Source organism: Nocardia sp. NPDC049526 (assembly GCF_044465765.1).
GTDB lineage: Bacteria > Actinomycetota > Actinomycetes > Mycobacteriales > Mycobacteriaceae > Nocardia.
In genome coordinates this window covers 533,745-545,694 of record NZ_JBITMA010000002.1, presented here as the reverse complement: position 1 = coordinate 545,694, position 11,950 = coordinate 533,745, and the positions used below count along the sequence as shown (strand labels likewise).

Genomic DNA, 11,950 nt, shown 5'->3' with positions numbered 1-11,950 from the left:
CGATCCGCCGCCCGGTACCGCGAGTACCACAACGGCGGGTGCGCCGCCGCCGTTGGCGTGCGGGCCGAATTCCGCGGAGTGGGACATGATTTCAGCGAATGGACCCGATACCAATGGTCACTCCGGTTCGGTGACGAAATCGATGAGCCGCTCCACCGCGCCGATCAGGGGGGATTCTAGATCGCGGAAGGATTCGACCGCGTTGTAGACCCGCCGCCACCCCTCCTGCGGTGTGCCCCAGCCGAGCCGACGGCAGATACCGGTCTTCCAATCCTCGCCGCGCGGCACCCCCGGCCACGCCGCGATACCGACCGCCGCAGGGCGCACAGCCTGCCAGACATCGATATAGGGATGTCCGGTGACCAGCACATACTTACCGAGGCCGGTGGTCAGCTGGGTTTCCTTGGAACCGGTGACCAGGTGGTCGACCAGCACACCGACCCGCCGACCCGGTCCGGGCGCGAATTCGGTCAGCCGCTCGGCCAGATTGTCCAGACCCTCGAGATGTTCGACGACCACGCCCTCGACCCGCAGATCGTGCCCCCAGACCCGCTCGACCAATGCGGCATCGTGGACGCCCTCCACCCAGATCCGGCTCGTCTTCGCGACCTGCGCGCGCAGCCCCTCCACCCGAGTCGAACCCGATGCCGACCGGGTCGGCTTCTTCGGCGCCACGGCCTTGGGCCGGACCAGCGTGACGGGCGCACCGTCGATCAGGAATGCGGCCTCGCGCAATGCGAATAGCCGCACGGCACCGCGCGCATCCTCCAACTTGACGAATTCGCCGTCGTAGCTGCGGTCGAATCCGACCACGGCACCGCAGAACCCGGTCGCCGCATCCTCCACCACGAGGTCGCGTTCGGCGACGACCGTCGGCACGGTCCGCTTCTTCGATCGCGAATGCCCGGAGAAGATGTCGCCGCCATACATGTCACGCCCGCTCACCCGCCCGAAACTAGCACCGCCGGTTCGGGTTGCGGCGCAAGCGAGTTGGTGTGCCGGTCACAGACTATTGGCGAACAGCGCATACTGCGCCGCCACCTTCTGTCGAACATCGGCTTCGTTATCGCCGTTGACGTTCGCGACATAGCGCTTATAGGTGACGTAGCAGCTGTGCGCGAACTGCTTATCGGTATCGCCGCGCCGATTGAGCCGCTGGCAGATCGCGCCGGGCACATCCTTGGGCGCATCGATCGGATCGTATTCGTCACCGGAGCGCGCGATGAGCTCGTTGACCAGGCGCGGCCCCGAGGCCTCGTCGCGCACTCGATAGACGATGGTGTCGTCCGCGATCGCCCAGGCGTCCAGCCCGGTTTCGTCGATCATCCGCTGCGAGGTGGCCTGATTCGAGGCCGTGTGCACGACGATGGCCGGGCCGTACACACTGAATTCGCGCAGGTCGAGCGTGTGGTTGCGGCGGTCGCGGACGACAGCGCGGGCCAGCAGACCGTCCGGATCGACCTTCAAGTCGTCGAGCTGGTCCACGGGGGTGGCCCGGAATTTGTCGACGACGGCGAGTTCGGCGTCGAAGGTGTTGCCGAGCCAGCCCAGTAGATCGCGTTCATCGGCCTTGGGCCGCTGGATGAATACCTGCAGGACGAATTCTTTGTCGGCGATGAAGGATCCGATATTGGCGACATCGGGCCGCCAGTGGGTGTGGGAATTGGGATATCTGTCCAGCTCGAGCCGCTTGTTCTGATCGGGTGCGACCGCGAAATCGGCGGCCTCGAGTTCGCGTGCTGCCTGTTCGGCCTCGGTCGCGTTCGGGAAGCGCATCAGCAGCTGCGAGATGATGGTGACGTCCGGGCCGGGGCCGCGCTGATCGATCTGGAACGGCTCATAGGGCCGGTCCGCCCCGACCGCGCCGTAGGCCACCAGCATCTTGCGGCGCTCGAGCACCGGTATCGACGCGCTGCCGGTGTAATAGTCGGCCGCCTCCCGGTTATCGGAAACCACGCCGCCGAGCACACCGAAGGTCAATTTCGGATCGATGCGGCTCGTCGGCACCACCGCCTCGGCCATCCGAATGCCTTCCAGCAGTGCGCCGTTGCCGTGCGCGTCCTGGTCGTAGTGGTATTTGTCGACCGGATAATCGCCGATCTCCAGCTTGCGAACATCCGGTTCGGCCGCGACCGGGATACCGGTGATGCCGCACCCGGCCAGCAGACCGACTACCGCGATGCAGGCAGCTGAAATGGCGGTGCGTGATCTCCGAAACATGCCAGGTTCCTCGTCCTTCGTACGCGATGTTGTTGCGATTACGGATGCGGAGCCGGATTGGTTCAGCGGATTGCTGCTGCGTCCCATTTCGATCGAAATCAATAGGCGCACAGTGGTTTCGGTTTCGATGGCTGAGCAGTACGGCATAGGTCGCGTCGAACCGCCGCCGGTGATCTTGGGTTTGTCGCGCCACAGAAGTGGTTCGGACCACTACAGTGGGGCTGTGGCCGCAATCGTTTGGCTGGTCGCGGGCCTGCTGCTCGCGGCGGCGGAGATGCTCACCGGGGACCTCACGCTGCTGATGTTGGGCGTCGCCGCGCTCGGCACCGCGGGGGTCGGTGCGGTGGCCGATACCGGGCTGGTCGCCGACGCCGTGGTCTTCGCGGTGCTGGCGCTGGTGTTGCTGCTCGGGGTGCGGCCAGTTCTGCGGCGCCGCTTCGGAACTCCGCCGCCGATTCCGACGAATGTCGACGCGCTGCCGGGTAAGCAGGCTCTGGTGCTGGAGTCGGTCGGCGCGCACAGCGGCCTGGTCAAAATCGGCGGCGAAGAGTGGACAGCGCGGCCGTTCGATTCGACGGTCGAGTATGCGAAGGGAACCACGGTGTACGTCATGAAGATCGACGGCGCGACCGCCGTCGTCTGGAAGGAGCCGTAAATGGCTGTGCTCATCGTTGCCGCCGTGCTGGTGCTGTTGGTCGTGGTGGTGGTCTTCAAATCGATCGCGCTGGTGCCACAGGCGGAGGCGGCCGTCATCGAGCGACTGGGCCGATATTCGCGCACAGTCTCCGGCCAGCTGACGTTCCTGGTGCCCTTCGCCGACCGGATCCGCGCGAAGGTCGATCTGCGCGAGCGGGTGGTGTCCTTCCCGCCGCAGCCGGTGATCACCGAGGACAACCTGACCCTGCACATCGACACCGTCGTGTACTTCCAGGTGACGAGCCCGCAGGCGGCGGTGTACGAGATCAGCAACTACATCGCGGCCGTCGAACAGCTGACCGTGACCACCCTGCGCAATGTGGTCGGCGGCATGACCCTGGAGCAGACGCTGACCTCCCGCGATCAGATCAACGGTCAGCTACGCGGGGTGCTCGACGAGGCCACCGGACGCTGGGGGCTGCGCGTCGCGCGGGTCGAACTCAAGAGCATCGATCCGCCGCCATCGATCCAGGAGTCGATGGAGAAGCAGATGAAGGCCGACCGCGAGAAGCGCGCCATGATCCTCACCGCGGAGGGCACCCGCGAATCGCAGATCAAGACGGCCGAGGGCGCCAAGCAGGCGCAGATCCTGTCCGCCGAGGGCGCCAAGCAGTCCTCGATCCTGGCGGCCGAAGGTGAACGGCAGAGCCGGATTCTGCGCGCCCAGGGTGAACGCGCCGCGGCCTACCTGCAGGCACAGGGCCAGGCCAAAGCCATCGAAAAGGTTTTCGCCGCAATCAAATCCGGTAAGCCGACGCCGGAACTACTTGCCTACCAATACATGCAGACGCTGCCGCTTGTCGCCCGCGGTGACGCGAACAAGGTGTGGCTGGTGCCGAGCGATTTCGGCAAGGCGCTCGAGGGCTTCGCCCAGAACTTCGCGACCAAGGGGGAGGACGGCGTATTCCGTTACGAACCCACCCCGGTCGACGATGTGGAGAGCAAGCCGGAGGACGATTCCGATGTCGAGGGCTGGTTCGATACGGCCCGCGACCCGGCCATCGAACAGGCGGTGCGCGCCGCGGAGGCCGATGCCCGCGCTTCGGTGGATGGCGTGGCGACCCCGGTGACCCGGACCCAGCCGTCCCCGCACCAGCCGGTCGTGCCGGCGCAGCAGGAGACCCCGCCCAAGCAGATTCCGCCGCATCAGCCGCCGTACCGCCCGGACGGGCCGCAGGGACAGCCCTGGCAGCCGCCGTCGCAGTAGTCGGTGAACCACAGGCACCCCGGATCTCGTCGAGGTCCGGGGTGCCTTGTTCGATACCTAGGGCGCGAGATCGATGGTCAGCGTTGCCAATTCGAGCGCAATGGCGCAGGGGTCGGGTGTTGTTGTGTGGGAATGGTTTTGGACGCGCCAGACGATGGTGCCGTTGTCCGCGGCGGCGACCGAGCAGTCACCTGGATCGTGTGGATTGCGGATGTAGAAGCCGGTCGCGGTGACGGTCGCGCCGAAGATCTGTTCGGTGATCGTCAGATGTTCGGTCTGGAACCCGTCGTTCTCGGCCCGCTGCCATGTCTGCTGGAGCGATTCGCGGTCGGTGTAGGTGAAGGTCAGATCGGATTCGTCGGTGCCGCGCTGCGCCTGCCAGAGGCAGACCGGCGGACGGTGGCCGGTGGTGAGGGTTTCGGCCTGCGCGGCCCGGCTGATCTGCTCCTCGGTCAGCGGCGTGCAGTTCGCCAATGAGTTGGCCGACGGGGTGGCGGTGGGGTGGGCGTCCGGCGCGGCCATATCGGAACACCCGGTCAGCAGTCCGGCGGCCGCGAGCACGGCCAGTCCGCTACGTACACCGAATGCGGTCACAGCCGCTCCCTTCTTCGAACACCGAGCCCTCGGCCACCCGTCGAGGCTACCGGCCGGTCCGCAGGCAGGGCGGTCTCGGCGCTGTGACCTGCCAAGGGCCGTCGCCTGCGGAAAAGGGTTCGGCCTGGCACCGGCTGCGCTGCAATACTCACGGTCCACTAGGACAGGAGGGATTGCGCGTGGCTGATTCCGGGGTAGTGCCGCTGCTCGATCGGGTTGCGGGGGCTGTGACTGCTGCGATCGGTCGGGCTCGTCCGGAGCTGGTGGGGACGGATCCGGTGGTGCGACGCTCCGGGCGCGCGGATTTCCAGTCGAATGTCGCGCTTGCGGTCGCGAAGCGGGTGGGGGTGCGGCCCGCTGAGTTCGCGGCGGAATTGGTCGCGGCATTGGGTTCGGGCGATGGCCTGTTCGACGCGGTGACCGTTTCGGGGCCGGGATTCCTCAATATCGCCGTGTCGGACCGCGCTGTGTGGGAACAGGTTTCGGGTCGACTCGATGATGATCGGTTGGGTATACCGGATTTCGAACGCGGGCGGCGGACGGTGGTCGACTATTCGGCCCCCAATATCGCCAAGGAAATGCATGTCGGGCATCTACGGACAACGATCATCGGCGACTGTATCGCACGGGTGCTGACCTTCCTCGGAGCTGCGGTGATTCGGCAGAATCACCTGGGGGACTGGGGAACTCAGTTCGGGATGCTGATCCAGTATCTGGATGAGCATCCCGGGGTGCGCTGGCGGCACGATGAGTTGAGCGGCGATGCGTCGGCGGTTTCGGCATTGGACGCGCTGTACAAGGCGGCGCGGACGGAATTCGACGGTGACCCGGCGTTCGCGGGGCGGGCCAGGGCGCGTGTGGTGGCCCTGCAATCCGGCGATGCGGCCACCCTGCGGCGGTGGCGGGAGATCGTCGCCGAATCGGAGCGGGCGTTCGGTGAAATCTACGATCGGCTCGGTGTCCTGCTGACGGCCGACGATTATGTCGGCGAGTCGTTCTACAACCCGATGCTGGCCGACACCATCGCCGAGCTGGTCGACAAGGGCATCGCCGTCGAGAGCGACGGCGCCCTGGTCGTCTTCTCCGAAGAGGTCGATGGCCCCGCCGGCCAACCGGTCCCGCTGATGGTTCGCAAGCGCGACGGCGGATACGGCTACGACACAACGGATTTGGCGACCATCCGGTACCGGGTGCAGGCCCTGCACGCCGAGCGGCTGCTGTATGTCACCGATTCCCGTCAGGCCCTGCACTTTCGGCTCGTCTTCGAAGCCGCCAGGCGGGCCGGCTGGTCGACCGATGACATCGAGGCCGAACACATCGCCTACGGCACCGTGCTCGGCCCGGATGGGCGGCCCTTCAAAACCCGTGCGGGCGGCACGGTGAGGCTGACGGATCTCATGAACGACGCCGTCACGAGGGCCAGAGCCGTTGTCGCCGAACGTAATCCGAACCTGCCTGCCGCCGAACTCGACGCGATCGCCGAACCGACGGGGATCGGTGCGGTCAAATACGCCGACCTGTCCACCTCCCGAGTCAAGGACTACACCTTCGACCTGGACCGCATGGTCGCCTTGAACGGCAACACCAGCGTCTATCTGCAATACGCGCACGCCAGAATCCGTTCCATCCTGCGCAAAGCTCGAGACCATGCCGTGCGGATCGATCCGACAATCGCACTCGAACCCGCTGAACGGGCCCTGGCACTCGAACTCGATGCCTACAGCACCGTCGTGACCGAGGTCGCCGCAACCCTCGAACCCCATCGGCTGTGCGGCTACCTCTACGACCTGGCCCGCGACTTCACCGCCTTCTACGAGACCTGCCCGGTCCTCACCGCGCCTGACCAGTTGCGGGAAAACCGTCTCGCACTGTGCGATTCGACCGCACGGACACTCGCGCACGGTCTCGGACTTCTGGGCATTGCCGCACCCGAGCGCATGTAGCCAGGATCCGGGCCGCGCTCAGTCGCCCTATCGCTTCGACGCCGAAGTCCTACAGCAGCACTGGATTCCGCTCGCTACAACCGACACCGATGCGGCCGCGATGCTGCGCTAACGCCGCGGCGTCGACTTCGCCGCCGCGCCGAGATTGTGATCGTGGTCTCCGTGATGGGTGTCGGTACCACGGTGTGAGCAGCAACCGACAGACGCCGGATCGGTACCGAAACACCGCCGCGACGGATTAACGTGCGGCCATGACGATTGCCGGAACCGCCGCCCGCCATCTGCGGCCACGGGCCTGGATCGCCCCGGTCGCAGTGGTCACCCTGCTCATGTCGCTGCTGGCCACGATGTATCTGGCATACGTGGTCAATCCGACCAAGAACCTGCACGATTTCCCTGTCGCACTGGTCAATCAGGACGACGGCGATACCCTGGGCGGCAAGCCCACCAATGTCGGCGATCAGATCACCGACGCACTCGTCGCGAGCCTGCCCACCGATAAGATCGACCTGCGGGTCGTCGGATTCGCCGAGGCGCAGCGGCAACTGAGCCAGGGCAAGGTCTACGGTGCGATCGTCATCCCCAGTGACTTCACCAAGCGGCTGGCCATTCTCGGCGCGGCCGGTGTGGTGCCGGGCAAGGTCGAACAGCCGATCATCACGGTGCACACGAACCCTCGGGCGGGCAGTTTCGCCACCGGGGTCATGCAGCGCATTGCCGATCAGGCGCTGACTCGCGTCGACGAGACGGTCGGCAAACAACTTACCGATACCGTGCAGACCCAGTTGCAACCCGCAGCGGGCGGCCAGGCGCCACAGCTAGCCGGTGCCAGCCAATTGATGCTCGCCCATCCGATCCAGGTGGTGGTCGATCCGTATCGGCCGCTGCCCGAGGGCACCGGACAGGGTTTGTCCGCGTTCTTCTACACGATCATGGTGCTGCTCGCCGGATTCACCGGTGCGATGATCATCCACGCGATGACCGATTCCGCCCTCGGTTTCGCACCGACCGAGTACGGCCCGTGGTACGTGCACTATCCGACCGCGCCGATCTCCCGCTTCCGCACCCTGCTGTTGAAGTGGGCGATCCTGATCGTCACCGCGCCGATCGTCTCCGCGGTATTCCTCGGTGTCGCAGCGGCATTGGATGTGCCGCTCGATCATCCGCTCGCGCTGTTCCTGTATTGTGTGCTGGCGATCATCGCGGTCGGGGTGACCGCGCTGTCGGTACTGGCCGCGCTCGGCACCGCGGGCCTGCTGGTCAATCTGATTCTGTTCATCGTGCTCGGCCTGCCCTCCTCGGGCGGTAGCGTGCCCATCGAAGCGACGCCGACGTATTTCGAGTGGCTGGCCACCTTCGAACCCATGCACCAGGTCTTCCTCGGGTTGCGCGCCATCCTCTACTTCAACGCCAACGGCGCCGCCGGACTTGCCCGCGGTAGCTGGATGGCGGTGCTGGGGTTGGGTATCGGCCTGGTCGTCGGTTCGGTGGTGACCCAGTATTACGACCGAAAGGGCTTGCACCGCAAACCCGCCGAGCAGGTAGCCGCGACGGTATGAGCGTTGCGGGCATGGGAGTGAGCAATCCAGCCATTTGAAGGCTCACGATTCGCTCCTAACGTTGTGTTCATGACCTTCGATATCGGTGTGATCCTCCCGACCTCCACCCCCGATCCGGCACATCCGATCCTCGGCGATGTCCGGGCCGCCGCCCGCCTCGCCGAGCAACTCGACCTCGAATCGGTGTGGTCCACCGACCATCTCGTGGCCAGCGCGCCCATGTTGGACAGCACCGTGACGCTCGCGACCGCGGCGGCCGTCACCGACCGGATCCGGATCGGCTACAACGTCATGCTGCTCGCACTGCGCCCGGTGGCGTGGGCGGCCAAGCAGATCAGCACGCTGCAGTATGTATCGGAGAACCGGTTGCTGCTCGGTGTCGGCACCGGGAATCCGGCGCACGGCGATATCGGTTGGCGCGCGGCCGGTACGACGTTCGAGAACCGCGGTCGCCGTACCGATGAGGCATTGCGGGTACTACCCGATCTCGTTACCGGTTCGACCGCAACGGTCAACGGCGTCGACGTGGCGCTGGCACCCGGATCGGCGATGCCGCCGGTTCTGGTGGCGGGCAATGGGACTCGGGCGCGACGGCGGGCGGCCGAATACGCCGACGGCTGGATCACCCTGCAGCCGGGCCTGGACCAGTTGGCCGCCGACTTCGACGAATTGCGGGCACTGGCAGCAGAATTCGATCGCCCGGTGCCTGCGGTGACGGTGGTCGCGCCTGCATTGCCCACTGATCATTCGGCCGCTGTCGAATTGCTCGCCGCCCACCGGGATGCCGGCGTCGAACGCGTCATCCTCGCCCCGACCGGCCCCGAATGGCAGCGTGATTACGAGAATGCAGCGAAACTCCGTACGGCACTGTAATTACAGCTGCGTCAATCGCAGCTTCAGCGCATCGGTGATCATGGCCCGGGCGGCTTCGCCGTACCGGGCCTGCCGATGCAGTGCCGCCCAGGTCTTCTCGTAGTACGCGAGTTCCCGTGGCTGAGTGATGGTGAGACCCGCCGAGATGGTCTCGACCTCCGCGATGCGTTTGTCGAGTATTACGAAACATGTTGTGGTGTAAAGGAAATCCGCCGTCCGCGGAATGATGCCGAGTGCGAGCCGGGGCAGCGGCATCACATCGATGAGACGTTCGAGCTGACCGGCCATCACTTCGTTATCGCCGACCGTGGTGTAGAGCGCCTGTTCGGCCAACAGGATGCTGATCCGATGGGTGCCGTGGTGCAGAATCCGTTGGCGCGCCATCCGCGCCGCCACCGCGCGATCGATATCGTCGATACCGCCGACGAAGTCGATACAGGTCTCCAGCACGGCTCTGGCATAGGGTTCGGTCTGCAACAGGCCGGGGACGACCGCGTTTTCGAAATTGCGGATGGTGGTGGCGCGCGCCTCCAACTCGATGCGGCGGCGCTGCTGCTGAGCATGTCCGGTCGCGGCGATGCGCCGCCACTCCTGCCAGAGCGCCTCGATATTCGCCAGTGCCGCACGCAGATCCGGCAGCAGCAGGTCGGCGCCGCACAGTCGGCACCACTCGGCCAGATCGCTATCGTTCGGCGTCTGTTTACCGTGTTCGATGCGCGACACCTTGGCCGAATGCCAGCCCGCGTCGGCGGCGAGCTGCACGCCGGTCAGATGTGCGGCCTTGCGCAGTTCGCGTAAGCGTGCCCCGAAGGCTTGCCGGGACTGCTCGACACCGGTCATCCACTCCGCCCGCCGGGCATATAGTCGTGGTGCGGAATTGCTTTGTTCCACAGTGTATCTCGTACTGTCGTGCAGCGTGCGACCAGCACGGGGTCGGTGGTCACCGCGGCCCCCGCTAGATCGCCGGTCTTGGTGAAGATCGTAAAGGCGACCGTTTCGTCGAGCAGCCACCATTCGTCATCGGTATATTCCGAGGGATCAGCGAGATGTCTTGGCAGCCAGCGGATGTCCTCGCCATAGCGCTGATTGCGATCGGTGAGCGCGTGCAGAAATCGCACGTAGTCGGTGAGCGGCTCCGAGACCACCCGAACGCGCCGGATCGGCACACCGCGTCCGGCGACCTCGCTGGTGAGCTCCTCCCAGGCCCGCCACGACGGCGGATAGGACTCCTCCTCGAACGGCGGTCGGCCCGCGAGCACGCGGCGCATCGGTTCGGTCTCGTCGGAGACCTGGGAGTGATCATCGGAAACCTCGAGATGGAAAGCGTCGCTGCGGGTTTCGCGAATGAGATCGTTGGTTTCCTCGATGGTGAAGAAGAGCATTGCATTACCATTCCCACGGGCTCTGTCCGACCGGGACCGCGACCGCGGTTTCGTGCTCGGGAATCCGCATATGTGCCAAGGCATCCGGATCGGTGATCGGCTGTCCGACGAGAGTGAAGGAACCATGCCCGGAATCGAGCAGTGGCGCGCCGATGTAGGTGCCGGGCTGCAGCCACCCGAGCAGCATATGCGGTATTTCGACGCGGTTTGCGTCATGGGCCACCCGGTAGCCCTGCACGAGATACAGATGTCGATCCTCATCGATCCAGAGCCGGGGCGATCCGGTGTTGTTGGTGGGTCCGCCGAGCAGTTGTATACGCATCAGAGTGGCCTCGTCTCGCGTGAGCATTGCGCTGGCTGCACACAATCGTCACCGGTCAGCGCCATATGGGTCAACAACTTCCGCAAATCTCCGCAAAACCATGGTGCCGCGCCCGGCCGGTTTCCTACCGTTCTGGGTGGGTGCTGGCAGACAGGGTGAGTGACATGAGCGGGTCGGAACCATGGGAGGTTGTCGGGCGGTTGGCAAGCGAAACGGGGTCACTTGGCAACGGGGTGGCGATCAAACCGTGGGCAATCGGGTTCGTGCGGTGGGATATTTCCGGATCCATGGTGGATCACGATCTGCGGGCCACCCGCAGCTGTGCGGCTCGAATGGGATACGAGCTGGTCTCGATGAAGGTGGGTCCGCAGGGCGATCCGGTCGCGCGGCTGCTCGCGGCCATCGTGCGCTGCGGTGCGCGTGCGGTCATCGTGCCGAGCAGAGAGCACATCTGGGCGTCGCGACGCGCGGTCACCGAGATCTGCGATCTGGTCGTGGTCGCCGGAGACACGGTGTGGGAGCGCGGCCATCAGTGGCCGCGGTGGTTCGCGCGCTGATCCTTACCTCGCGCGTAATCGACTCCGTGATCGGCAGCGGGCAATGTTGAGGTATCCGCCGGAGCTTTCCGTCGGGGACCGAAATACCTTCCAGCAGAGGATGATTCGCTATGTCTCAGTACGAGGATGCGGTGCGGCGCTACTTCACGGCATGGAATGCCACCGATGACGAGGTGCGCGCGAAGGCGGTGGCCGCGGCTTGGCGCGAGGACGGTTTCTACACCGATCCGCTGGCCGATGTCGCCGGACACGAGCAACTGACCGCGGCCATCGGGGGCGTGCACCAGCAGTTCCCCGGCTTCGAATTCCGGCAGCTCGGTGCGGTCGACGGACACCACAGCACCGCCCGGTTCTCCTGGGAGCTGGTTTCGGCCGACGGGAGCGCACCGGTCGCCGGGACGGATGTGATCACTCTCGCCGAGGACGGCCGGATCATCGGTGTGCACGGCTTCCTGGATCGCGTGCCGGGCGCGTAGTCGAATCCCGGACCGGGACGGGGATTTCCGGGCCCGTTGACCACGCGGCCTGCTCCGTGATTGCGCAGTCATGGGCCGGAACCGTCGGTGTGTGGCACAAGTAGCGCTCTTGTGTCTCAGA

13 protein-coding genes are annotated in these 11,950 nt (G+C 65.6%); 7 read left to right on the top strand and 6 right to left on the bottom strand.

Translation table 11 applies throughout. The features are described from left to right. Positions 1-117: 117 nt before the first annotated feature. Together ACIBW7_RS07105 and ACIBW7_RS07100 are read right to left on the bottom strand one after the other, a co-directional pair. Positions 118-945: a DUF3097 domain-containing protein gene (locus ACIBW7_RS07105; RefSeq protein WP_397044966.1), complete on the bottom strand. Its 828-nt coding sequence runs from the start codon at positions 943-945 to the stop codon at positions 118-120. Positions 946-1,002: 57 nt separating this feature from the next. Continuing rightward, on the bottom strand, positions 1,003-2,220 hold the full coding sequence (locus ACIBW7_RS07100) for a hypothetical protein (RefSeq protein ID WP_397044964.1): 1,218 nt from the start codon (positions 2,218-2,220) through the stop codon (positions 1,003-1,005). Between the two features lie 223 nt (positions 2,221-2,443). On the opposite strand from ACIBW7_RS07100, the gene ACIBW7_RS07095 reads away from it, so the two are divergent. Then, entirely contained in the window at positions 2,444-2,875 is a 432-nt protein-coding gene (locus ACIBW7_RS07095) for an NfeD family protein (RefSeq protein ID WP_397044962.1), read from the top strand. Further along, positions 2,876-4,123 carry an SPFH domain-containing protein gene (locus tag ACIBW7_RS07090; RefSeq protein ID WP_397044960.1) on the top strand — a complete coding sequence of 416 codons (1,248 nt, stop codon included), beginning with the start codon at positions 2,876-2,878 and terminating at the stop codon, positions 4,121-4,123. A 57-nt stretch (positions 4,124-4,180) separates the two neighbouring features. Here the strand turns inward: ACIBW7_RS07090 and ACIBW7_RS07085 are convergent, their stop codons facing one another. Then, a complete protein-coding gene (locus tag ACIBW7_RS07085) occupies positions 4,181-4,717 on the bottom strand; it encodes a DUF3558 family protein (RefSeq protein ID WP_397044958.1) in 537 nt (178 codons plus the stop codon). A 227-nt stretch (positions 4,718-4,944) separates the two neighbouring features. Here ACIBW7_RS07085 and argS point away from each other — a divergent pair, with 227 nt between their 5' ends. The 3 genes from argS to ACIBW7_RS07070 all read left to right on the top strand — a co-directional run bounded on the left by argS (position 4,945) and on the right by ACIBW7_RS07070 (position 9,092). Further along, positions 4,945-6,660 carry an arginine--tRNA ligase gene (gene argS, locus ACIBW7_RS07080; RefSeq protein ID WP_397045743.1) on the top strand — a complete coding sequence of 572 codons (1,716 nt, stop codon included), beginning with the start codon at positions 4,945-4,947 and terminating at the stop codon, positions 6,658-6,660. A 251-nt stretch (positions 6,661-6,911) separates the two neighbouring features. Then, positions 6,912-8,219, top strand: coding sequence for a YhgE/Pip domain-containing protein (locus tag ACIBW7_RS07075; RefSeq protein WP_397044956.1), 1,308 nt, complete (start codon positions 6,912-6,914; stop codon positions 8,217-8,219). A 69-nt stretch (positions 8,220-8,288) separates the two neighbouring features. Then, entirely contained in the window at positions 8,289-9,092 is an 804-nt protein-coding gene (locus ACIBW7_RS07070) for an LLM class flavin-dependent oxidoreductase (RefSeq protein ID WP_397044954.1), read from the top strand. Here the strand turns inward: ACIBW7_RS07070 and ACIBW7_RS07065 are convergent, their stop codons facing one another. Genes ACIBW7_RS07065 through ACIBW7_RS07055 form a run of 3 tightly spaced genes read right to left on the bottom strand, consistent with a single transcriptional unit; the run spans position 9,093 to position 10,796 of the window. Next, positions 9,093-9,932 (bottom strand): helix-turn-helix domain-containing protein, encoded by an 840-nt coding sequence (locus ACIBW7_RS07065; protein ID WP_397044952.1) that lies wholly within the window; start codon positions 9,930-9,932, stop codon positions 9,093-9,095. Continuing rightward, positions 9,929-10,474: a DUF6879 family protein gene (locus tag ACIBW7_RS07060; RefSeq protein WP_397044951.1), complete on the bottom strand. Its 546-nt coding sequence runs from the start codon at positions 10,472-10,474 to the stop codon at positions 9,929-9,931. Before ACIBW7_RS07060 ends, ACIBW7_RS07065 begins: the two co-directional genes overlap by 4 nt. Positions 10,475-10,478: 4 nt before the next feature. Further along, on the bottom strand, positions 10,479-10,796 hold the full coding sequence (locus ACIBW7_RS07055; RefSeq protein ID WP_397044949.1) for a hypothetical protein: 318 nt from the start codon (positions 10,794-10,796) through the stop codon (positions 10,479-10,481). A gap of 164 nt (positions 10,797-10,960) precedes the next feature. Here ACIBW7_RS07055 and ACIBW7_RS07050 point away from each other — a divergent pair, with 164 nt between their 5' ends. Both ACIBW7_RS07050 and ACIBW7_RS07045 read left to right on the top strand, forming a co-directional pair. After that, complete coding sequence (locus ACIBW7_RS07050) at positions 10,961-11,353, top strand: hypothetical protein (protein ID WP_397044947.1); 393 nt, start codon at positions 10,961-10,963, stop codon at positions 11,351-11,353. A gap of 110 nt (positions 11,354-11,463) precedes the next feature. Beyond that, positions 11,464-11,829, top strand: coding sequence for a nuclear transport factor 2 family protein (locus ACIBW7_RS07045; RefSeq protein WP_063040324.1), 366 nt, complete (start codon positions 11,464-11,466; stop codon positions 11,827-11,829). The last annotated feature ends 121 nt before the right edge of the window (positions 11,830-11,950 follow it).

Coding starts and splice junctions, on each gene's coding strand:
- ACIBW7_RS07060 (WP_397044951.1), bottom strand. CDS start 10,474: ATGCTCTTCTTCACCATCGAGGAAACCAACGATCTCATTCGCGAAACC.
- ACIBW7_RS07050 (WP_397044947.1), top strand. CDS start 10,961: ATGAGCGGGTCGGAACCATGGGAGGTTGTCGGGCGGTTGGCAAGCGAA.
- ACIBW7_RS07090 (WP_397044960.1), top strand. CDS start 2,876: ATGGCTGTGCTCATCGTTGCCGCCGTGCTGGTGCTGTTGGTCGTGGTG.
- ACIBW7_RS07055 (WP_397044949.1), bottom strand. CDS start 10,796: ATGCGTATACAACTGCTCGGCGGACCCACCAACAACACCGGATCGCCC.
- ACIBW7_RS07070 (WP_397044954.1), top strand. CDS start 8,289: ATGACCTTCGATATCGGTGTGATCCTCCCGACCTCCACCCCCGATCCG.
- ACIBW7_RS07065 (WP_397044952.1), bottom strand. CDS start 9,932: ATGACCGGTGTCGAGCAGTCCCGGCAAGCCTTCGGGGCACGCTTACGC.
- ACIBW7_RS07045 (WP_063040324.1), top strand. CDS start 11,464: ATGTCTCAGTACGAGGATGCGGTGCGGCGCTACTTCACGGCATGGAAT.
- ACIBW7_RS07075 (WP_397044956.1), top strand. CDS start 6,912: ATGACGATTGCCGGAACCGCCGCCCGCCATCTGCGGCCACGGGCCTGG.
- ACIBW7_RS07100 (WP_397044964.1), bottom strand. CDS start 2,220: ATGTTTCGGAGATCACGCACCGCCATTTCAGCTGCCTGCATCGCGGTA.